The 21,889-nt window shown below is 58.8% G+C and carries 21 protein-coding genes; 15 read left to right on the top strand and 6 right to left on the bottom strand.

Annotated elements, in window-relative coordinates:
• Positions 1 to 15 precede the first annotated feature (15 nt).
• On the top strand, positions 16 to 747 hold the full coding sequence (gene fliP, locus G0Q00_RS07260) for a flagellar type III secretion system pore protein FliP (protein WP_370458550.1): 732 nt from the start codon (positions 16 to 18) through the stop codon (positions 745 to 747).
• A 47-nt stretch (positions 748 to 794) separates the two neighbouring features.
• Here fliP and G0Q00_RS07255 read toward each other — a convergent pair whose 3' ends face one another.
• Positions 795 to 1,961: an alpha-hydroxy acid oxidase gene (locus tag G0Q00_RS07255; RefSeq protein WP_163037734.1), complete on the bottom strand. Its 1,167-nt coding sequence runs from the start codon at positions 1,959 to 1,961 to the stop codon at positions 795 to 797.
• 278 nt (positions 1,962 to 2,239) lie between these two features.
• Here G0Q00_RS07255 and G0Q00_RS07250 point away from each other — a divergent pair, with 278 nt between their 5' ends.
• From G0Q00_RS07250 to G0Q00_RS07230, 5 genes are all read left to right on the top strand, one after another.
• A complete protein-coding gene (locus G0Q00_RS07250) occupies positions 2,240 to 3,217 on the top strand; it encodes a Hint domain-containing protein (protein WP_163037732.1) in 978 nt (325 codons plus the stop codon).
• 153 nt (positions 3,218 to 3,370) lie between these two features.
• Positions 3,371 to 3,991: a 30S ribosomal protein S4 gene (gene rpsD / locus G0Q00_RS07245; protein ID WP_163037730.1), complete on the top strand. Its 621-nt coding sequence runs from the start codon at positions 3,371 to 3,373 to the stop codon at positions 3,989 to 3,991.
• A gap of 177 nt (positions 3,992 to 4,168) precedes the next feature.
• Positions 4,169 to 5,290, top strand: a complete 1,122-nt coding sequence (hisC, locus tag G0Q00_RS07240) for a histidinol-phosphate transaminase (protein WP_163037727.1) — start codon at positions 4,169 to 4,171, stop codon at positions 5,288 to 5,290.
• Positions 5,287 to 6,204, top strand: coding sequence for a prephenate/arogenate dehydrogenase family protein (locus G0Q00_RS07235; RefSeq protein ID WP_163037725.1), 918 nt, complete (start codon positions 5,287 to 5,289; stop codon positions 6,202 to 6,204). Before hisC ends, G0Q00_RS07235 begins: the two co-directional genes overlap by 4 nt.
• Before the next feature lie 16 nt (positions 6,205 to 6,220).
• Positions 6,221 to 7,060, top strand: coding sequence for an extensin family protein (locus tag G0Q00_RS07230; protein ID WP_163037723.1), 840 nt, complete (start codon positions 6,221 to 6,223; stop codon positions 7,058 to 7,060).
• A 3-nt stretch (positions 7,061 to 7,063) separates the two neighbouring features.
• Here the strand turns inward: G0Q00_RS07230 and G0Q00_RS07225 are convergent, their stop codons facing one another.
• The gene (locus G0Q00_RS07225; protein ID WP_163037721.1) at positions 7,064 to 8,065 is read right to left on the bottom strand and encodes a DUF2125 domain-containing protein; all 1,002 of its coding nucleotides are present in this window, start codon (positions 8,063 to 8,065) and stop codon (positions 7,064 to 7,066) included.
• Positions 8,066 to 8,137: 72 nt separating this feature from the next.
• Here G0Q00_RS07225 and G0Q00_RS07220 point away from each other — a divergent pair, with 72 nt between their 5' ends.
• The 3 genes from G0Q00_RS07220 to G0Q00_RS07210 all read left to right on the top strand — a co-directional run bounded on the left by G0Q00_RS07220 (position 8,138) and on the right by G0Q00_RS07210 (position 11,697).
• Complete coding sequence (locus G0Q00_RS07220) at positions 8,138 to 8,677, top strand: gamma-glutamylcyclotransferase (RefSeq protein WP_203564909.1); 540 nt, start codon at positions 8,138 to 8,140, stop codon at positions 8,675 to 8,677.
• Positions 8,678 to 8,760: 83 nt separating this feature from the next.
• The gene (locus G0Q00_RS07215; RefSeq protein WP_163037719.1) at positions 8,761 to 9,957 is read left to right on the top strand and encodes a biopolymer transporter ExbB; all 1,197 of its coding nucleotides are present in this window, start codon (positions 8,761 to 8,763) and stop codon (positions 9,955 to 9,957) included.
• A 3-nt stretch (positions 9,958 to 9,960) separates the two neighbouring features.
• Positions 9,961 to 11,697, top strand: coding sequence for a peptidoglycan -binding protein (locus G0Q00_RS07210; RefSeq protein ID WP_163037717.1), 1,737 nt, complete (start codon positions 9,961 to 9,963; stop codon positions 11,695 to 11,697).
• Between the two features lie 88 nt (positions 11,698 to 11,785).
• Here G0Q00_RS07210 and G0Q00_RS15870 read toward each other — a convergent pair whose 3' ends face one another.
• The 4 genes from G0Q00_RS15870 to gloB form a co-directional block, all read right to left on the bottom strand.
• Complete coding sequence (locus G0Q00_RS15870) at positions 11,786 to 11,896, bottom strand: M23 family metallopeptidase (RefSeq protein ID WP_163037715.1); 111 nt, start codon at positions 11,894 to 11,896, stop codon at positions 11,786 to 11,788.
• The gene (locus G0Q00_RS07200; protein WP_163037713.1) at positions 11,890 to 12,132 is read right to left on the bottom strand and encodes a hypothetical protein; all 243 of its coding nucleotides are present in this window, start codon (positions 12,130 to 12,132) and stop codon (positions 11,890 to 11,892) included. Before G0Q00_RS07200 ends, G0Q00_RS15870 begins: the two co-directional genes overlap by 7 nt.
• Positions 12,133 to 12,235: 103 nt before the next feature.
• On the bottom strand, positions 12,236 to 14,563 hold the full coding sequence (gene clpA / locus G0Q00_RS07195) for an ATP-dependent Clp protease ATP-binding subunit ClpA (protein WP_163037711.1): 2,328 nt from the start codon (positions 14,561 to 14,563) through the stop codon (positions 12,236 to 12,238).
• Between the two features lie 159 nt (positions 14,564 to 14,722).
• Entirely contained in the window at positions 14,723 to 15,487 is a 765-nt protein-coding gene (gene gloB, locus G0Q00_RS07190; RefSeq protein ID WP_163037709.1) for a hydroxyacylglutathione hydrolase, read from the bottom strand.
• Between the two features lie 80 nt (positions 15,488 to 15,567).
• On the opposite strand from gloB, the gene G0Q00_RS07185 reads away from it, so the two are divergent.
• The 6 genes from G0Q00_RS07185 (at position 15,568) to atpD (ending at position 21,849) form a co-directional block, all read left to right on the top strand.
• Positions 15,568 to 16,212, top strand: a complete 645-nt coding sequence (locus tag G0Q00_RS07185; RefSeq protein WP_163037707.1) for a DUF938 domain-containing protein — start codon at positions 15,568 to 15,570, stop codon at positions 16,210 to 16,212.
• 72 nt (positions 16,213 to 16,284) lie between these two features.
• A complete protein-coding gene (locus tag G0Q00_RS07180; protein WP_163037705.1) occupies positions 16,285 to 17,052 on the top strand; it encodes a class I SAM-dependent methyltransferase in 768 nt (255 codons plus the stop codon).
• Positions 17,053 to 17,414: 362 nt separating this feature from the next.
• The gene (locus G0Q00_RS07175; protein WP_163037703.1) at positions 17,415 to 17,975 is read left to right on the top strand and encodes a F0F1 ATP synthase subunit delta; all 561 of its coding nucleotides are present in this window, start codon (positions 17,415 to 17,417) and stop codon (positions 17,973 to 17,975) included.
• A complete protein-coding gene (gene atpA / locus G0Q00_RS07170) occupies positions 17,975 to 19,513 on the top strand; it encodes a F0F1 ATP synthase subunit alpha (protein WP_163037701.1) in 1,539 nt (512 codons plus the stop codon). Before G0Q00_RS07175 ends, atpA begins: the two co-directional genes overlap by 1 nt.
• Positions 19,514 to 19,527: 14 nt before the next feature.
• The gene (locus G0Q00_RS07165) at positions 19,528 to 20,406 is read left to right on the top strand and encodes a F0F1 ATP synthase subunit gamma (RefSeq protein ID WP_163037699.1); all 879 of its coding nucleotides are present in this window, start codon (positions 19,528 to 19,530) and stop codon (positions 20,404 to 20,406) included.
• Between the two features lie 18 nt (positions 20,407 to 20,424).
• The gene (atpD, locus tag G0Q00_RS07160) at positions 20,425 to 21,849 is read left to right on the top strand and encodes a F0F1 ATP synthase subunit beta (protein ID WP_163037697.1); all 1,425 of its coding nucleotides are present in this window, start codon (positions 20,425 to 20,427) and stop codon (positions 21,847 to 21,849) included.
• The last annotated feature ends 40 nt before the right edge of the window (positions 21,850 to 21,889 follow it).

Raw genomic sequence — 21,889 nt, 5'->3', positions numbered from 1 at the left:
CAGATGCGCGGGTGGATGACAGGGCTGTGCTGGCTGCTGGCCGGTGTGATGTGGATCGCGTCCGGGGATGCGGGGCTGGCGCAGGATATCTCGATCTCGCTGGGCGACGACGGATCGCTGGCTACGCGCACGATCCAGATTTTCGTTCTGGTCACGTTACTCAGCATCGTGCCGGGGCTGGCGATCATGATCACTTGCTTCCCGTTTTTGGTCACGGTGCTGTCGATCCTCAGACAGGCGATCGGCTTGCAGCAGTCGCCGCCGAATATGCTGATCATCAGCCTTGCGCTGTTCTTGACCTATTTCATCATGGAACCCGTGTTCATGGAGGCGTGGGTCAAGGGCGCGCAACCCTTTTCCGAAGGGCGGATGGAGCTTGAACCCGCCTTCACCGCGGCCCTCGAGCCGTTCCGTATTTTCATGGCCAATCGCATTGATCCCGAAACCTTTACTCACCTCGCGACCTTGCGCGAAGAAACCGCGAATGTGGATTTGACGGGCACGTCGCCCCTATCGCTGCTGGTGCCGTCCTTCCTGCTGTCCGAGGTCGAACGTGCCTTTCAGATTGGTTTTCTGGTGTTCCTGCCGTTCCTGATTATTGACCTCGTCGTGGCGGCCATTCTGATGTCGATGGGGATGATGATGGTGCCGCCCGCCATCGTATCACTGCCCTTTAAACTGGCCTTCTTCGTGGTGGCCGATGGGTGGACGCTGATTTCTGGAGCGTTGGTGCGTAGTTATTTCTAGGCTGGCCAACGCAAAGTCAGCCAGCCTGAACTTGTAAGGAGGGTGGTTCAGTCTTCCCAATCGCCCGAGAAACCCTTGGGAATGCGCAGGATATTCCGGTCAACCGTGTTGATGTCCGTGTGGCCACAGAAGGCCATCGAGATATCCATTTCCTTGTGCAGCACCTCGAGCGCGCGCGTTACACCTTCTTGCCCCATGGCACCCAGGCCATAGGTAAAAGCCCGCCCGATATAGGTGCCCTTGGCACCCATCGCGATGGCCTTCAACACGTCCTGACCGGAACGAATGCCACTGTCCAGATGCACTTCGACCTTGTCACCCACCGCGTCCAGAATGGCAGGCAGTGCACGGATCGAGCTGAGCGTGCCATCCAGCTGGCGCCCGCCGTGGTTCGAAACGATGATGGCATCTGCCCCGGCGTTCACTGCGGCGATGGCATCTTCCGGCTCCATGATGCCTTTGACGATCATCGGACCGTCCCACATCTTTTTGAACTGCTTGATGCGGTCCCAGTCCAATGACGGGTCAAAGGCCTGCGCGGTCCAAGTGTGCAGGGATGACGGGTCCTCGACCCCCTCCGCATGTCCGACAATGTTGCCGAAGAAGCGTCGCTTGGTGCCGAGCATCCCCAGCCCCCACTGCACCTTGGTCATCATGTCGGCCACAGATTTCACCGTCAGCTTGGGCGGGGCAGACAGGCCATTCTTCAGATCCTTGTGACGCTGACCCAGCACCTGCAAATCGACCGTCACCACGATGGCGGGGCAGTTCGCGGCGCGCGCGCGATCGAATAGGCGACGCATGAAATCGTCGTCTTTCAGCGTATAGACCTGAAACCAGAAGGGCGCGCTGGTGTTCTCGGCTACATCCTCGATCGAGCAGATTGACATGGTGGACAAGGTGAACGGCACTCCGAAATCTTCGGCAGCTTTGGCGGCTTTGATTTCACCATCGGCGCATTGCATGCCTGTCAGGCCGACGGGTGCCAAGGCCACAGGCATCGACACATTTTGCCCCAGCATGGTGGAGCGTGTCGAGCGGTTGTCCATATCCACCGCGACACGCTGGCGGAAATAGATCTTGTCAAAATCCGAGGTGTTTTCGCGGAAGGTTTGCTCGGTCCAACTGCCACTTTCGGCGTAGTCATAGAACATTTTAGGCACGCGCCGTTTGTAGATACGTCGCAGATCTTCGATTTCCGTGATGATGGGCATGGTGTGCTCCTGCGCTGGTAAAAAATTGTTACCAATCGTGGATGTGTGGCGCAAGGGGGGCGTTTCGGCTGGCCCGCACGTGACCAAACTGTGGGTTTTGTGACTCAACTGCGACAGCAGCAGCAGGGCGATGACAAAAGACTTATCAGGGTGATTCGCCCGTGATACCCTTCCAAAAAACAAATATAATGGCAGGTATAACCATGAATACGGGCTACGAAGGCACTTTCGTAATTTCATGGGCGCAAACAAGGGTCAACTTGACCCCCAATGCGCCTTTGCAATCACTCACCACAGGATCAGACTGGGAATGGGGCGGCGAGGCAGTACGCCTTGACAGAACACGCGAGCTTGCGCTGCTGCAGAACGTCGGGGATCAGGTCGACAAACGGCGCCGCGCCGCCATCTTTGCACACCAGCTTGTCGGAGCGGCCACCGTCGGTGCCGCCGGACTGGAAATGTTGGCAGAGGATGATCCAAGGCTGAATGTGGGATTTGAACTCACGGACGGGTATGACAGCTATCGTGTGTCTGTTGTGGTGTCGCCAAACGGGGGCAGTCCGCTTTTGGTTTTCGCGGGATCCATGCCGCGCCCGGAAACGACATTGCGTGTTGTGCGCGCCAATATGGTCGCGACGCAGGGCGACCAGCTGACCGAACTGCCCTCGGGTGTTGCCATTCTTTCGCAAGGCACCCGCGTGCGAACCCCGTCCGGCGAATGTGCCGTCGAGGAATTGCGTGAAGGCAGCGTGGTTTTGACCCGTGAACATGGCGGTCAGCCTGTTCTTTGGGTGGGACGGCGCCAGCTCTCTGAGGCGCGTATGATGGTTGAGCCGGAAGCGAAACCGATCCGCCTTCGGGCCGGTGCGATCCGTCCCGGTCAACCGGATGCGGACCTTCTGGTGGCGCCGCATCAGCAGATCCTTGTATCCGGCATGCGGGCGAAGCAGTTGCTTGGACAGGATGAAGTCTTTGCAAGTGCCGAGGATCTTGTGGATGGAAGCCTGATCTCGTCTGACCGTAATGCGTCCGAGGTTTCATTCTATCAGGTGCTTCTTGGGCGCCACGAGGTGATCTGGGCCAATGGTGTCCCATTAGAAAGTCTGCACCCCGCATTTGCGGATCTGGACGCAACGATGACCGAGCATCGCCTGCGGCTGAAGGCCCTGTTCCCGCAGCTGGACGAAATGGCTGATTATGCCGCTTCGGCGCGGCACGTAATCCACGAAGATTCAGTCGAATTTGGCGTGGCCTAGTCATTGACTCCACCGCCCACAGCGCTATAAGCCCCCAATCCGGTCCCGCGAGGGGCCGGTTTTCATTGGTGTTGGTGGCCCCCGCAAGGGGATCCCTGTCAGGCGCAAGCCAGAGGACAACGCCCTTCGAAACTTAATGAAGGAGATCAGCAGATGACCAAAAGAACTGCTGCCAAGTACAAAATTGACCGCCGTATGGGCGAAAACATCTGGGGACGTCCGAAGTCGCCGGTAAACCGTCGTGAATACGGCCCCGGCCAGCACGGCCAGCGCCGCAAGGGCAAAATGTCGGACTTCGGTCTGCAGCTGCGCGCCAAGCAGAAGCTGAAAGGCTACTACGGCGACCTGACCGAGAAACAGTTCCGTCGTATCTATGGTGAAGCCGAGCGTGTAAAAGGCGATACCGGTGAAAACCTGATCGGTCTGCTGGAGCGCCGCCTGGACGCTGTTGTGTACCGCGCCAAGTTCGTTCCGACCGTTTTCGCTGCACGTCAGTTCGTGAACCACGGCCACGTGACCGTGAACGGCAAGAAGGTAAACATTCCTTCGTACCGCGTTAAAGAAGGCGACGTCATCGAAGTTCGTGACAAGTCCAAGCAGATGGCTCTGGTTCTGGAAGCTGTTGGTCTGGCTGAACGCGACGTTCCCGACTACCTGGAAGCTGACCATTCGAAAATGACCGCCACCTTCACCCGCACCCCCGGCCTGTCGGACGTGCCTTATCCGGTGGTGATGGAACCGAACCTCGTGGTCGAATTCTACGCGAAGAACTAATCTTCGCCGTACCAGAAGAATTCCAAAGGGCCGCGCCAGTCGCGGCCCTTTTTTTGTTTGCGGTCACAATATGCGGCCAATTTGCCATCCTATTTGAAAAATACGACCCGCCCCAAACATCGCTGGTCTTGAATTTGGACAAAGTCTAAAACCCGCGTACGAACGAAAGGCCAAGTCATGACGAAACCTGTGCCCCAGCCGGGGATCATGCAGATCAAGCCCTATGTCGGCGGTGCCTCGGGCATCGACGGAATGTCGAATGTGATCAAGCTCAGCTCGAACGAAAACCCGTTTGGGCCAAGCCCGCTTGCTGTTGAAGCGTTTCAAAAGGCAGGTCATGCGCTGCATCGCTATCCAAACACCGACCACGCCAGCCTGCGGGCGGCGATTGGCAAACTGCACGGTCTGGATCCCGAGCGGATCATCTGCGGTGTCGGCTCGGACGAGGTCATTACCTTTCTGTGCCAATGCTATAGCGGCCCCGAGACCGAAGTGATTTATACCGAGCACGGGTTCTCGATGTACAAGATTTCGGCCCTTGCGGCGGGCGCGACGCCGGTGATGGTGCCGGAACGCGAGCGCATGGTGGACGTAGACGAGATCCTGAAGGCGGTAACGCCCAAAACATCACTGGTGTTCGTGACCAATCCGGGTAACCCGACGGGCACAATGGTCAGCCGGGCCGATCTGTCGCGTCTGGCACGCGAGCTTCCTGACGATGTGTTGATGGTCATTGATGGCGCCTATGCCGAATATGTCGAAGGTTTCGATGGCGGTGCCTCGTTGGTCGAGAAGTTCCCGAATGTGGTTATGACGCGCACGTTCTCGAAGATGTATGGTCTGGGCGGGCTGCGCATCGGATGGGGCTATGCCTCGGCCGAGGTAATCGGCGTGTTGAACCGCGTACGTGGGCCATTCAACCTGTCGATGCCGCAGCTGGATGCCGCCGAAGCCGCGCTGGGCGATAGCGAGCATGTGGAACGCTGCCTGCGTGAAAATACACGTCTGCGTGCATGGCTGGCCGAAGCACTTGCCGAGTTGGGCGTGCCGTCCGACACCTCTTGCGCCAACTTTATCCTTGCGCGTTTTGCAGATGCGAACGAGGCGAACGCCTGTGACGACTTCCTGCAAAGCGAAGGCATTATCGTGCGCCGCGTCGCAGGCTACGGCCTGCCAAACTATCTGCGTATCACCATCGGGGACGAGGCATCCTGTCGCCGTGTCGCACATATGGTCGGGCGGTTCAAAGGTGTCGTACCTGCGTCGGATGACAGCAAGTCCGAGGGGAAAAAATCATGAGTGTGATTTACCAACGCGTGGCCCTGATCGGCCTTGGCCTGATCGCGTCGTCGATGGCACATGCGATGCGGCGCGGTGGTTTGGCCGGCGAAATCGTTGGCACCGCCCGTTCCGCCGAAACACGTGATGTCGCGCGCGCAGTCGGGTTTTGTGATCGTGTCGTGGACACCGCTGCCGAGGCTGCGGAAGGTGCGGATCTTGTGGTTCTGGCCGTGCCCGTGGGCGCGATGGGCCCCGTGGCGCAAGAGATCGGACCAATTCTGAAAGCCGGCGCAACTGTCACGGATGTGGGCTCGGTCAAGGGTGCGGTCATCGAAGCCGTGTCGCCGCATCTGCCGGACAGCGTCCACTTCATCCCCGGTCACCCGCTTGCAGGGACCGAACACAGCGGCCCGCGCTCGGGCTTTGCCGAGCTTTACGACAACCGCTGGTGCATCCTTGTGCCGAACGGCGCGGATGAGGCTGCGACCCAGCGTCTTTGCGACCTCTGGGAAGGCATGGGCGCGAATGTCGATATGATGGATGCCGATCACCACGATCTGGTTCTGGCCGTCACCAGCCACGCGCCGCACCTGATCGCCTACACGATGGTGGGCGTGGCCGATGACCTAAGCCGCGTGACCGATACCGAGGTGATCAACTACTCGGCGGCAGGTTTCCGCGACTTTACGCGCATTGCCGCGTCCGATCCGACCATGTGGCGCGACGTGTTTTTGTCCAACAAAGACGCGACCTTAGAAATCCTTGGTCGCTTCACCGAAGAACTGTTTGCCCTGCAGCGTGCCATCCGCACGGGCGATGGCGACCACCTGTTTGACTATTTCACTCGCACCCGTGCCATCCGCCGTGGCATTATCGAAGCAGGACAGGATACGGACGCACCTGATTTCGGACGTTCGGTCAAACACGAGTAGGCTGGTACACGAAGCTATGGCAACGCGTTTCATTCGCGGAAAGGTGATCGGGCAGGTCGGGATGCTTGCTCTTGCGGCCTTCGTCGGAGCTGTAACAGCACAGGCCGAAACGCTTCGTCCAAAACCGCGACCGATTGTGACTGAACTGCAGCTGCTGTCGACGTCAATTCGCCCGATGGCGCGCCCGATGTTGACGCCAATTGTTGTTCCCGTGCGCCGCACCGAGGCGACGATGCTTGCCGTAACAACGTCACTCCGCCCCATCAGCCGCCCAAAGGGCTTTGTGCGTAGAATTGCATCCTCGACACCAAAGCCTGCAACCTCAAACCGTCGCGGGCGGATCTGCGGTGTGAACGAGATCAAGGGGCAGGCGATTTCGGCCATTCCGGGCAAGATCAACGGCTGCGGTATTTCATCCCCCGTGCGCGTGACCGAGGTGTCAGGTGTAAAACTGAGCCAAGCGGCAGTGATGGACTGTACCACAGCCAAAGCCTTGAACAGCTGGGTGCGCAATGGCGTTTTCCCGGCCGTCGGTCGTCTGGGTGGCGGTCCGTCATCACTGCGCGTCGTCGCGCATTACGCCTGCCGCACCCGCAACAACAAACGTGGCGCGAGGATCAGCGAACACGGCAAGGGCCGCGCGGTGGACATTGCCGGTATCCGTTTGAAAAACGGGGCTGAGCTGTCAGTGCTGCGGGGCTGGCGTGACCCTGTTCATGGCAAAGTACTGAAGAAGATGCACAAAGCTGCCTGCGGTCCGTTCGGGACGGTGCTTGGCCCTAATGCGGACAAGTACCATCAGGACCATTTCCATTTTGATACCGCCCGCTATCGCAGCGGCGCGTACTGCCGCTAGGCCTTACCTGATCTTGATGATCGGGGCCGTGCCGATGGGGATCGGGCCAAGGAACACTGCCCCGCCAGACAGTCTCAGGGTCACATCCAAGGTTTCCGAATTGCCCGACAGCCCCGCCACGAACTGGAGTGCGCCAGTGACCGTGCTAACCAGTTCAGGCGCGATGGTGCCCGAGGCTTCTGCGATCTCGATCATTTTGCGCCAGTTCTTGGCCTTGATTGCAACCTCGCCCGTGGGAATGCCACGCTCGTCCACGTCCACCGCGCCAACAGCTTTCAGCCCCAACTCGCCCCATGTTGCGTCCAAATCGCTGATTTCGATCCGGGTGATCTGCGGACGTGCGGTTTCGACAGCATGCCGGTCCCAAGGTCCGGTAAAATTGACGCTGGCCTTCAGAAGCGCGCGTTCAAATAAGGAAGGCAGCAGATCGCCATTGCCAAATCCCTGAACGAAGGACGAGGCGGGCATCAGGCCGGTTGCCTCGAAATGGATGTCGTGCCGGTTCGGCGCGGCCGAGGATTTGCGCGTTGCGATCTGCCCGGCCTCAAGCCCGGCAGTCCAGCCCGCGTTGGATTGCATGGTCAGGTTCTCGATCACGATCGAGCTGCGATCCAGCGGAAGGTCGGGGCTGGGATCGAAGACTAGAGATCCTTTGAAACTATCGGCCTGAAAGGTGATGTTTTGCAGCGGTGAGGACACGACCTGTTGCCCCGGCCAGACCGCGATTACGTGATTGGGTTGATACGACAGGGCAAGGATCTGAAACTCGTCCGCGCGCCATGCCAGTCCTGTGTCCGGATCGGCCAGTTCCAGCCCGGTGAAGACCGTGTCGAACCGGTTGGGAAATCCGCGGGTCGAGATATCCTGCGCCTGCGATACCCAGCCATCGGCGCGGCGATCCTCGATCCAGGTGGTAAACGCGCTTTCGGCACCCTTTGCGCCGATAAACCAATATCCGGACCAAAGCCCCGCCAGAACCACTGCAATCACAACCAGCTTACGCATCTTTAATTCCCTTTTTGCACCATACATGCTTATAGGCGTGTGTACTGCGCGAAGGACGGAAGGGCGAGTGAAATGAGTAACGGCGATTTGTGGGTATTTGGCTATGGTTCTTTGATGTGGAACCCCGGCTTCGACCATGACGAAGCGTTGGTGGCCACATTGCCAGATTATCACCGAAGCTTCTGCATGCGTTCGATCCATCACCGCGGGACGGAAGACCATCCAGGTCTGGTGCTGGCGCTTGATGAACTGGCCGGTGCGCATTGCCAAGGTCTAGCCTTCCGCGCCCGTCCCGGCACCTATGACCAGACCATGGCTGACCTGCGCGAGCGCGAGCTAGTCTCCTCGGCATATCTGGAAAAACGGCTGATGATCGACCTGCGCGATGGGCGCCGGGTCGAGGCTGTGACTTATGTGATTGACCCGGATCACGTGCAATATTGCCAAATTGAACTGGACGAGCAGGCCCAGATCATCTCGACCGCGGTTGGGGGCAGGGGGCCGAATACCGAGTACCTTTATAACACCGCAAGCCACCTGACCGAGCTTGGGATCGAAGACGATGATCTGTCGTGGTTGTCGCGCCAAGTCCGCGCGTTGACGGGTGGTTGAATTCCGCGGATAGAAAGCTTGGCAGGAAATGAAAACCTGCCTATCCTGACGCCATTAATAATGGCGACAAGGACTTACCCCGCATGGATCACCCGGATCGCGGGACGCTGACTGCGCCCAGAAGAAAAGGCATCGAGCCGTCTTTCACTCAACCCGTGCGTCAGATCTTTCTGATGCTGGTGGCCTTGGGCCTTGTCGGCTTCGGCACGTTCGTGGCGTTGCCGCATGTTATGCCTGTGTTCATGGCGAACCTGTATCTGAACGGGTTCATCCTGTTTGTCTTCATCATCGGTTTGCTGGCCTGTTTTTGGCAGGTCTGGCAAGTCTTTGCGTCGGTCAGTTGGATCGAAGGTTTCGTTGAACATCGCGACAGTCACGATCCGGATCGCGCTCCGCGCCTGCTGGCGTCGCTGGCAGCCCTGATGCGCTCGAACCGGGGGACGCAATTGCAGATCGGGGCGTCGTCCTCGCGCTCGATCCTCGACAGTATCGCTACCCGTATCGACGAAGCGCGCGACATCACGCGCTATATCGTCAACCTGCTGATTTTCCTTGGCCTTCTGGGCACGTTCTTTGGCCTTGCAACGACCGTGCCTGCAGTGGTCGAAACCATCCGCTCGCTTGCGCCGGGGGAGGGTGAAGGCGGGGTCGAGGTGTTCAACCGCCTGATGACCGGGCTGGAAGAGCAGCTGGGCGGCATGGGCACGGCGTTCTCATCCTCGCTATTGGGGCTTGCCGGGTCGCTGGTTGTCGGTTTGATGGAGCTGTTTGCAGGTCACGGTCAGAACCGTTTCTATCGCCAACTCGAAGAGTGGCTGTCGACCATTACCAAGCTCAGCTACGCGTCGGGCGACAGTGAAGACGCGTCCGAGGCCGGGGCCTATCTGGGCATTCTGGCCGAACAGATCGAAACCATGCAGACCATGTTCGTCCAAACAGATGCACAACGCACGATGATGGATGAACGGCTGCGGGCGCTGGCGAACAATGTCGAAGCATTGACCAACCAGCTTGCACAGGACGACGGGCAGACACAGGCGTTGATGCAAATCGCCGAAAGCCAAGATGCCGTGCGTCAGATCCTCGAAGCCAATACCACGGCCGAAGAAGAGCAAGTGGACGCCGAAAGCCGCATGCGTCTGCGTTCGATCGATGTGCAGATGCTGCGCATCTTGGAAGAAATGCAGGCGGGGCGGCAGGAAAGCCTGGCTGACTTGCGCGGCGATCTGGCAACTCTGACCCATGTGATCCGCGTCGCCTCGGGTCAGGAGCAGGAATAAGCCATGGCGCTGACCCGCCGATCCACCCAACGCGTCAGCGGGTCCATCTGGCCCGGCTTCGTGGACGCCATGACTGCACTTTTGCTAGTGCTGATGTTCGTCCTGACGATCTTCATGATCGTGCAATTCATCCTGCGCGAGACGATATCGGGGCAGGCGAGCGAGCTTGACGAATTGTCAGCCCAAGTTTCTGAGCTGGCGGATGCGCTGGGGCTGGAACGCAACCGGACCGAGTCCCTTCAGGGCGAGATCGGCACGCTGAACGCAACCCTGACCGAGGCGCGCTCGATATCCGATGCGCAGGCGGCATTGATTGCCCAACTGACCACGCAGACAGAGAATCAAGCCGCTGAGCTTGCGGCACAGGCGGCGACGATCACCAGTTTCGAAGCTCAGGTGGCTACGCTTCTCTCAGAACGAGACCGCGCGTTGGCCGAGGGCGAAGCGCTAAGCGCGACCGTCGAAGATCTTGAGGCCGTGCGCACCCAATTACTGAGCGAACAAGAGGCATTGCAGCTGGCCTTGGCCAAAGCGCGTGACGAAGTGGATGCTGGTGCTGAAACTGCGCGTCTGGCCGCGGCCAAACGTGAGGCGTTGGAAGCTTTGGTCGCCGATCTGGAAGTGAAGGTGACCGCGGGACAGACGGCCTTGGACGAGGAAGAGGCTGGGCGATTGGCCGAGGCCGCTGCCGCCGAAGCCTTGCGTGAACGGCTGCAAAATGCGGATACCGAGTTGACCGCGATGACCTTGGCCCTTGAAGAAGAACGCAAACGGGCCGAGGAAACGCTGACCCTGTTGGCCGCGGCCAAGGCGGCGGGCGTGGATCTGGACAAGCGCTTGGCGTCGGCTTTGCTGCAGCTGGAAGAGCAGGCCACTGCTGGGGCGGATTCTGCGGAACTGCGCGATCGGCTTGAAGCGGAACTGGCGGCGCGTCTGAATGCCGAACGTGCTGCAACCGAAACGCTCACCCAATCCGAAGAACGTGCGCGCCTGTTGGCAGCCGCCAATTTGGCGCTGGCCGAGGAAGAAGCCGAAAGCGCGGAAAGCCAGCGCAAGATCGCGCTATTGAACGAACAGGTCGCCGCCCTTCGGGCGCAACTGGGCGGCTTGCAAGCCATTCTGGACGATGGGTCAGCCCGCGATCAGGCCGCACAGGTTCAGATCCAGAAACTTGGGTCCGAGTTGAATGCGGCCCTAGCCCGTGTCGCCTCCGAAGAACGTCGCAGGGCAGAATTGGAAGAGGCCGAGCGCAAGCGTCTTGAAGCCGAAGCCAAAGAGCTGTCCGCTTATCGGTCCGAATTCTTCGGTAAGCTGCGCGAGGTTCTGGGCAACCGTGAGGGTGTGCAGATCGTGGGCGACCGATTTGTGTTCTCGTCTGAAGTGCTGTTTGAAAGCGCCCGCGCCGAGCTTCAGCCAGAAGGGCGCGCCCAAGTTGCGCGCGTGGCCTCGCTTCTGTCCGAAGTCGCGGGCGAAATCCCGGACGAGGTCGATTGGGTGATCCGCGTTGACGGTCATACGGATAACGTGCCGCTCTCTGGGCGCGGGGCGTTCCGCAATAACTGGGAACTTAGCCAGGCGCGGGCTCTGTCTGTGGTCGAGTATATGATCGACGCGCTGGGCTTCCCGCCTGACCGTTTGGCTGCCACGGGGTTCGGGGAATACCGCCCGGTCAATCCTGCGGATACACCCGAGGCGCGCGCCGAAAATCGCCGGATTGAGCTGAAACTGACCGAACGCTAAGGGGCCATCAGCGTCGCTGCAGTCGAGGTGCGGTCGATCACATCCACGTCCTGCGTCAACGTCGCTGTGCCGTGATAGGTGCCTGGGATTATGTTCTCTGCGTGCAGCCGTCGCCCCGCTGCCCGACCTCGACCGCGATGCTACCCGCGCGCATGTGGCAATACTGGCTTTCCCAACCACCGCCGTGGTCAATCAGCACTCCATTGCCGCAATCCTGCTCATTTGAGTGGTCGAGAAAAACTGATCCTCGACCCCGTCGCGCAGCCGACGCATCACACCGGGCGCAACCGGAGTGACAACTACGCCTTCAAGCGCAGCCAAGCCCGAGGTTAACGTGATATCCGTTCCTTGGTGCCCGTCATACGACAGCGCCCCACAGGTGAAATCCGCCGCGCCCTCGCTGGGGTCGGCATCTACATAATTTTGGATGAACAATCTTGTCCCAGCGTGCGTGCAACGGGGAAGCTGAGGACGGGGTCACGCGCCGCAACCGGGGCCGCAGCGCATGTTATCAGTGTTGCAGCCCAGAGGGCGCGCATCAATCAGCGGGCAGAAGCGGGGGCTTCTTGCGGCGGCCGATGCGCGGGGCTTTGGGCTCTTCGTAGCGAAGCTCCAATTTGCCGCCTTTGATGCCCACCTGAACCAAGCCACCTTTCGCCAGTTTGCCGAATAGCAGTTCTTCGGCCAGCGGCTTCTTGATGTGTTCCTGGATCACGCGCCCCAAGGGACGGGCGCCCATGCGGTCGTCATAGCCCTTGTCGGCAATCCATTCGGCAGCTGCACGGGTCAGTTCGATATGCACGCCACGGTCCATCAGCTGGGCCTCAAGCTGCAGCACGAATTTCTCGACCACTTGCAGGATCACCTCTTTACCAAGCGGTGCGAAGCTGATCACGGCGTCCAGACGGTTGCGGAATTCTGGCGTGAAAGTGCGTTCGATGGCGGCGGTATCTTCGCCCTCGCGACGATCACGGCCAAATCCGATGGCAGCCTTGGCTTGCTCGGACGCACCGGCGTTCGAGGTCATGATCAGGACCACGTTGCGGAAGCTGACGGTGCGGCCGTTATGGTCGGTCAGCTCGCCATTATCCATCACCTGCAGCAGGATGTTATAGACATCCGGGTGCGCTTTCTCGATCTCGTCCAGCAGCAGCACGCAATGCGGGTGCTGGTCGACACCGTCAGTCAAGAGACCGCCCTGATCAAACCCGACATAGCCCGGAGGTGCACCGATCAGACGGCTGACGGCGTGTTTCTCCATATATTCGGACATGTCAAAGCGCAGAAGCTCGACGCCCAGATTGTCGGCAAGTTGCTTGGCAACCTCAGTCTTGCCCACACCCGTTGGTCCGGCGAACAGATAGTTGCCGATGGGCTTTTCAGGCTCACGCAGACCGGCGCGCGCCAGTTTGATGGCCGAGGACAGTGCCTCGATTGCAGTATCTTGGCCGAACACGACGCGCTTCAGAGACTTCTCAAGATCGCGCAGGGTTTCTGCGTCATCTTTCGAAACACTCTTCGGCGGGATCCGGGCGATCTTGGCCACCACGGCCTCAATTTCCTTGGTGCCGATGGTTTTCTTACGCTTCGAGGCGATCAGCAGATGCTGAGCGGCACCGGCCTCGTCGATCACATCAATGGCCTTGTCCGGCAGCTTGCGATCGTTGACATAGCGGTCGGACAGTTCGACGGCCGATTTGATCGCATCGGCGGTGTATTTCACGCCGTGATGTTCCTCGAAATATGGCTTCAACCCTTGAAGGATCTTCACCGCATCATCGACAGTCGGCTCGTTCACGTCGATCTTTTGGAAGCGACGCGACAGTGCACGGTCTTTTTCGAAATGCTGGCGGAATTCCTTGTAAGTGGTCGAGCCCATGCAGCGCAGCTTGCCGCCCTGAAGCGCAGGCTTCAGCAGGTTCGAGGCATCCATTGCCCCGCCCGAGGTGGCGCCCGCGCCGATCACCGTGTGGATCTCGTCGATGAACAGAACGGCATCTGGATGGTCCTCAAGCTCTTTCATAACGGCTTTCAGGCGTTCTTCGAAATCACCGCGATAACGGGTGCCGGCCAACAACGCGCCCATGTCGAGCGAATAGATGGTGGTTTCCGACAGGATCTCGGGCGTTTCGCCAGCAATGATCTTGGTGGCCAGACCTTCTGCGATGGCGGTCTTGCCCACGCCGGGATCGCCCACCAGAAGCGGGTTGTTCTTGCGGCGGCGGCAGAGCACCTGAATGCAGCGCTCGACCTCGTGGGCGCGACCGATCAGCGGATCGATGTCGCCATCACGGGCTTTGGCGTTCAGGTCGACACAGTATTTCCCAAGCGCGCTGTCGTTTTCTTCGGCAGGCTGGGCATCTTGCACTTCCTCGTCATCGAAATCTGGCGAGCCCGAAATCGGGCGCGCTTCGCCAAATCCGGCCTCTTTCGCGACACCGTGGGCGATATAGTTCACCGCGTCATAGCGGGTCATATCCTGTTCTTGCAGGAAGAAGGCTGCGTTCGATTCGCGCTCGGCAAAGATGGCGACCAGCACGTTGGCGCCGGTCACTTCGGTCCGGCCCGAGCTTTGGACATGGATCGCAGCGCGTTGGATTACACGCTGGAACGCTGCGGTGGGAACCGCTTCGTTGCCTTCGATGTCGGTGATCAGGGTGGTCAGTTCTTCGTCGATGAACTCGACCAGCACTTTGCGCAGCACGTCCAGATCAACCGAACACGCCTGCATCACCCGCGTCGCGTCTGGTTCGTCCAGAAGCGCGAGCAGCAGGTGCTCAAGCGTCGCAAGCTCGTGCTTGCGGTCATTTGCCAAAGCCAATGCCTGATGGATGGCTTCTTCGAGGGGTTTGGAAAAAGATGGCATGTTGCGCACTCCTCGTAAGTTCAGCGGTGGACATCGCTGGCGATTACTTCGCCTTATTACCGTTGCCTCATAGTATTAAGGTTCGGTTGTCCTTGCGTCGCTATCAAGACCCTTTTGGTCAATTTCTGCTCGCACAAGCGTGATTTCTTGAGATTTGCCTTAGAAATCGTCTTTCCGGGCGCGGATCTCGGCAAAGACCTCGGCGTCGGTTGCGGTTTCCATATGTAGGGCGGCTTTGACGGACGACAAGTGCGCGCGCAGAAAAGGGTTGGTCTCCAGCTCGTCCGACAGAAGGGACGGGACGGTGGGCTGGCCGTCAGCGCGGGCGGCTTCGACCCGTTCGCGGCGTGCGCGCAGGGCGGCATTGCCGGGATCGATGGTCAGCGCGAACGAGATATTGCCGCCAGTATATTCATGGCCAGAACAGATCAGCGTATCGGCTGGCAGTGCCATCAGACGTTGCAGGCTGTCCCACATCTGTTCGGGGCGGCCTTCGAACAGACGCCCACAGCCCATTGCCATCAAGCTATCGCCAGTGAAGGCGGCCTTGGCTGCGGGGACGTAGAAGGCAATGTGGCCGATCGTGTGGCCGGGTACGTCCAGCACCTGAACCTCGTGGCCTGCGAAATCGAAACTTGTCCCGGGGGTGAGCGTATGATCCAACGGTGGCAGCCGATGCTTGTCGGCCTCGGCCCCGATCACGCGGGCACCAGTAGCGGCAACCAGATCTGCGACACCGTCAATATGATCCCAGTGGTGGTGGGTCAGCCAGATCTCGGACAGGGTCCAGCCGCGCTGTTCCAGCTCGTTCTCGATGGGCAGGGTCTCGGGCGCGTCGATCAGCGCTGTTTTCCCTGACTTGGCGTCATGCAGCAAAAATGCATAATTATCCGAAAGGCAGGGAATTGTGACGAGCTCGAGCATATTGGTTCTCCGTGTTGGGTGAACAGTCTTGCTCAAACGATCCGAAGCCTCAATACTGGTAATGCGCCCGAGGGGTAAAAATGGCGGGAGAAAAACCACATTCGATCGCGCATAAGCGCGGAGATGGTCGCATGTCTGCGCCATCTGCGTCCCGAAATTTGTTTCCGATTCTAGACGCCATGAGACCTTACGTGCCGAAACAAGGCGTCGCGTTGGAACTTGCGTCGGGCACGGGTGAGCATATCATTGAATATGCCGGGCACTTCCCAGACGTGATCTGGCAGCCGACCGATGTCGACCCTGATCGCCTGAACAGCATTGATGCCTGGCGCGCCGAGAGGGGCGTCGAGAACATGCGGTTGGCGCAGTGGTTGGATGCCAGCGCTCCGTCATGGCGTACCGGGCCGATGTCGATGATCGTGACCGTGAATCTGATGCATTTGATCGACGCGACAACCGCGCGCGCTGTGATTGCTGGGGTCGCACGCAACTTGGCGCCCGGCGCATATTGGTTCCTTTACGGCCCATTCCGAACCGGTGGGGCATTTCGCAGCGAAGGAGACAAGACGTTCCACGCGTCCCTGACGGCGCACGATCCCCATATCGGGTACAAAGATCTTGAGAAAGTCGAGGCCTGGGCGTCCGACGCCGGGTTGCGCCGCGCGGACTTGATCGAGATGCCAGCCAACAATTTAGCACTGGTTCTGCGCCGCGCTTCGCAGTGAAGATGAGGCATTCCAATTTATCTGTGTTCGGGTAGTCTCGGCCTTGAACAGACAGGGGCCGATTGACGCGTCATGCATCTTGATGTGCAGGATCTGAGGAATTTCTACTACCGCAGCATGTTGGGGCGCGCGGCGCAAAAGGCGATCCGCGATAAGGTGGTCGGATTGTGGCCCGAGGCGCAGACCAAGGGGCAGACCGTTGCGGGCTACGGATTTGCCGTGCCGTTGCTGCGCCCCTACTTGTCGACAGCACGTCGGGTGGTCGGTTTGATGCCCGCGCCGCAGGGCGTGATGCCGTGGCCCGCTGGCATGCCGAATGTCTCGGTTCTGGTCGAGGATACATTGTGGCCCTTGGATACCGGGGTCGTGGATCGGCTGGTGGTGATGCACGGGCTAGAGACATCTGATACGCCCAGCCAGTTGCTTGACGAATGCTATCGCGTGCTCGGCCCCGGTGGTCGCGCCTTGTTCATCACCCCGAACCGGGCTGGACTATGGGCGCGGTCGGATGCGACGCCGTTTGGCTATGGGCGCCCCTATTCCTTGGGGCAGTTGGAAGCTCAATTGCGCGAGCATGGATTTCAGGTCGAACGACACCTGTCATCCCTGTACCAGCCGCCGTCAGGAAAGAGGTTCTGGCTTAAGACCGGTACTTTCTGGGAGCGCGCGGGGCTTCAGTTGCCAGTTATCCTTGCAGGTGGTGTCCTTATGGTCGAGGTGACCAAGCAAGTCCCCGCACCCAAGCGCCCCGGTTTGGCGCAGGCGGTACGCCGTCCGCTGAAGGTTCTTGAAGGGCTTGGCGTGCCCGAGCCCAGCGCCTCGCGGCAGGGACGGCCTTAGGTATAGAATCAGTCATCCGCTGGTGGGTAACTATCGGCACGCACGACTGCATGTGCCCCTTGATTCTTTCGTAATTGGCATTTCGGTATGCAATAGTATTCCGTTTTGAGCGACCCGAGTTTCACCCCGTGATCGGTAAATTGTCCCTAGGGTTAAGGGGTATGCGCGGATTGACGGCGAAATCTAACGAAATCTTAGCCGGAAATGTTGGCGATAAACCCGTTCAAGCCTGTTGCGAGGTAGGGTTTTCCCTGTTACATGCGACGACGATTTAGATAGTACGCGCGAAAGTGCGGCTTCTGTAGGCCGCCCCGGTTTGTCCAGCAAACCATAAAGGGGCATAGTACATCGGAAGGGTGGACGTGTCCGAACCAGTCTCGATCTCAACTGGCATTGCCCAACGTTATGCCACGGCCATCTTTGATTTGGCCAAAGAGGGCAAAGAACTGAAAGCAGTTGAAGCGGATGTTGCCGCTCTTGATGCTGCTCTCGCCGATAGCTCTGATCTTGTCGATCTGATCAACTCGCCGGTAGTTACCCGCGATGAACAGGCCGCCGTGATTGCAGCTGTCGCCAAAAAAATGAAACTTTCGTCGACAGTCGCAAACGCCCTGAGCCTGATGGCTCAGAAACGTCGTTTGTTTGTGCTGCCTCAGCTTCTGGACGCCATGCGCGCCCTGATCGCCGAGGATAAGGGTGAAGTTACCGCAGAGGTGACTGCAGCCAAAGCCATGACCAAGGCGCAACAAGACAAACTTGCCAAGGCTCTGAAAGCCTCGATCGGCAAGGATGTAAACATCAACCTGGCCGTCGATGAAGCACTCATCGGTGGCCTGGTCGTGAAAGTGGGCTCGCAAATGATCGATACGTCGGTCAAGGCCAAGCTCGATGCACTTCAGAATTCCATGAAAGAGGTCGGATAATGGGTATCCAAGCAGCAGAAATTTCTGCGATCCTGAAGGACCAGATCAAGAACTTCGGCCAGGAAGCCGAAGTGGCCGAAGTTGGCCGCGTTCTGTCGGTCGGTGACGGTATTGCTCGTGTATACGGTCTGGACAATGTTCAGGCTGGTGAAATGGTCGAATTCCCCGGTGGTATCCGCGGGATGGCTCTGAACCTTGAAGCTGACAACGTTGGTGTTGTTATCTTCGGTTCCGACCGCGACATTAAAGAAGGCGACACTGTTAAGCGTACGAACTCCATCGTGGACGTTCCGGCTGGTGACGAGCTTCTGGGTCGCGTTGTTGACGGTCTGGGTAACCCGATCGACGGCAAAGGCCCGATCAAAACCAAAGGCCGCAACGTTGCTGACGTTAAAGCACCGGGCATCATCCCGCGTAAATCGGTTCACGAACCGATGGCAACCGGCCTGAAATCGGTTGACGCTATGATCCCGATCGGCCGTGGCCAGCGCGAGCTGATCATTGGCGACCGTCAGACCGGTAAAACTGCCGTTGCTCTGGACGCGATCCTGAACCAGAAATCGTACAACGAAGCCGCTGGCGACGACGAGAGCAAGAAGCTCTACTGCGTCTACGTAGCTGTTGGCCAGAAGCGCTCGACTGTTGCGCAGCTGGTGAAGAAACTGGAAGAAACCGGCGCGATTGAATACTCGATCGTTGTTGCTGCAACCGCTTCGGACCCCGCTCCGATGCAGTTCCTGGCACCCTATGCCGCAACCGCGATGGCCGAGCACTTCCGTGACAACGGCCGCCACGCCCTGATCATCTATGATGATCTGTCGAAACAGGCTGTGTCGTATCGCCAGATGTCGCTGCTGCTGCGCCGCCCGCCGGGCCGTGAAGCTTATCCGGGTGACGTTTTCTACCTTCACTCGCGTCTGCTGGAACGTTCGGCAAAGCTGAACGAAGACTACGGCGCAGGTTCGCTGACCGCTCTGCCGGTTATTGAAACCCAGGGTGGCGACGTGTCGGCCTTTATTCCGACCAACGTGATCTCGATCACCGATGGCCAGATCTTCCTGGAAACCGAGCTGTTCTATCAGGGTATCCGCCCCGCTGTGAACACCGGTCTGTCGGTTTCGCGTGTTGGTTCGTCGGCTCAGACGAAAGCGATGTCGTCGGTTGCCGGTCCGGTTAAACTGTCGCTGGCTCAGTATCGCGAGATGGCAGCCTTCGCTCAGTTCGGTTCGGACCTTGATGCCTCGACCCAGCAGCTGCTGAACCGTGGTGCCCGTCTGACGGAACTGATGAAGCAGGCTCAGTATTCGCCGCTGACCAACGCTGAAATCGTTTGCGTGATCTACGCTGGTACCAACGGCTACCTCGACAAAATCGACGTATCGGAAGTTGGTCGTTTCGAAGCTGGCCTTCTGAACCACCTGCGTCAGAAACACGCCGATCTTCTTGCTGACATCACCGACAATGACCGTAAGGTTAAAGGTGAGCTTGAGGACAAGGTCAAAGCAGCGCTGGACGCGTTCGCCGCTGACTTCGCTTAAGGGGGCTCAGACAGATGCCCAACCTTAAGGACCTCAAAAATCGGATCGAAAGCGTCAAGTCGACGCGGAAGATCACGAAGGCCATGCAGATGGTGGCCGCCGCAAAACTGCGGCGGGCACAGGAAGCGGCCGAAGCAGGTCGTCCCTACGCAGAACGGTTTAACGCCGTTCTGGGTGGGCTGGCAGCTTCGTCGGGGGGCGACAGCGCTCCGAAACTGCTTTCGGGTACGGGTTCGGATCAGGTCCACATGCTTGTGGTCATGACTGCCGAGCGCGGCCTTTGCGGTGGCTTCAACTCGTCGATCGCCAAGATGGCACGTGCAAAAGCTGAAGAGCTGATCGCTTCTGGCAAAACAGTCAAAATCTTGACTGTTGGCAAGAAGGGTCGTGAACAGCTGAAGCGCGACTTTGAAGACCAGATGGTTGACCATGTGGATCTTTCGGGTGTGCGCAACGTCGGGTACGACAATGCGCAAGGCATCGCCAACGATCTTATCCATCGTTTCAACGAGGGTGAGTTCGACGTCGCGACGATCTTCTACAACAAGTTCGAAAGCGTGATCAGCCAGATCCCGACTGCCCAGCAGGTCATCCCGGCCAGCTTCGACGCCCCTGCTGAGGGTGCGGAAGAAGTCTCGACCGTATATGACTATGAGCCGTCGGAAGAAGGCATTCTTGCAACGCTGCTGCCTTCGGGCGTGGCCACGCAGGTCTTCACCGCGCTGTTGGAAAACGGTGCCTCGGAGCAGGGCGCGCGGATGTCCGCAATGGACAACGCTACCCGCAACGCAGGCGACATGATCGACAAACTGACCATTCAGTTCAACCGTTCGCGTCAGGCCGTGATCACCAACGAACTTATCGAAATCATTTCGGGCGCCGAGGCGCTCTAAGGAACCGGAGAAACAACAATGGCTAACGCTAAAGGTAAGATCACCCAGGTGATTGGCGCCGTTGTGGACGTTCAATTCGAGGATGCCCTTCCCGAAATTCTGAACGCGCTCAACACCGACAACAATGGCAACAAACTTGTTCTGGAAGTTGCACAGCACCTTGGTGAAAACACCGTTCGCTGTATCGCTATGGACGCATCCGAAGGTCTGGTCCGTGGTCAGGAAGTAACTGACACCGGCGCACCGATCTCGGTGCCGATCGGCAACGCAACTCTGGGCCGCATCCTGAACGTCATCGGCGAGCCCGTTGACGAAAAAGGCCCGGTCAAATCGAAAGACAGCCGCCCGATCCACGGTGACGCGCCTGCATTCGAAGACCAGTCGACCGAAACCGAAATCCTGACCACCGGCATTAAGGTTATCGACCTGCTGGCCCCCTACACCAAGGGTGGTAAAATTGGTCTGTTCGGCGGCGCCGGCGTTGGTAAAACCGTTCTGATCATGGAACTGATCAACAACATCGCAAAAGTGCACTCGGGTGTGTCCGTGTTCGCTGGTGTTGGTGAGCGTACCCGTGAAGGTAACGACCTTTACCACGAAATGATCGAATCGGGCGTTATCGTTCCCGACGATCTGGAGAAGTCGAAAATTGCGCTGGTCTACGGCCAGATGAACGAGCCTCCCGGTGCGCGTATGCGTGTTGCTCTGTCGGGTCTGACCCTGGCGGAACAGTTCCGTGATGACACGGGTTCGGACGTTCTGTTCTTCGTCGACAACATCTTCCGCTTTACCCAAGCTGGTTCGGAAGTTTCGGCTCTGCTGGGTCGTATTCCTTCGGCGGTTGGTTATCAGCCGACGCTGGCCACCGACATGGGTGCCATGCAGGAACGTATTTCGTCGACCAAATCGGGTTCGATTACGTCGGTTCAGGCCGTGTATGTTCCCGCGGATGACCTTACCGACCCTGCACCTGCAACCTCGTTTGCTCACCTTGATGCGACCACCGTTCTGGATCGTTCGATCTCGGAAAAAGGTATCTACCCGGCGGTTGACCCGCTTGGTTCGACCTCGCGTCTGCTGGACCCGCTGGTCATCGGTGAAGAGCACTACAAAGTTGCCACCGACGTTCAGGAAATCCTTCAGCGCTACAAGTCGCTGCAGGACATCATCGCCATCCTTGGCATGGACGAACTGTCGGAAGAAGATAAGCTGACCGTTGCGCGCGCTCGTAAGATCGAACGCTTCCTGTCGCAGCCCTTCGACGTGGCAAAAGTGTTCACCGGCTCGGACGGTGTTCAGGTTCCGCTGGAAGACACCATCAAGTCGTTCAAGGCTGTTGTGGCCGGCGAATACGACCACCTGCCCGAAGGCGCCTTCTACATGGTTGGCGGCATCGACGAAGTGATCGCCAAAGCCGAGAAAATGGCAGCAGACGCTGCTTAATCGGGACTAAGACGGGGGAGGTCTCCCTCCCCCTGACGAC

The sequence above is a fragment of the Aliiroseovarius sp. PrR006 genome (genome assembly GCF_010500215.1).
GTDB lineage: Bacteria > Pseudomonadota > Alphaproteobacteria > Rhodobacterales > Rhodobacteraceae > Aliiroseovarius.
This window is presented reverse-complemented; position numbering and strand designations above follow the sequence as displayed.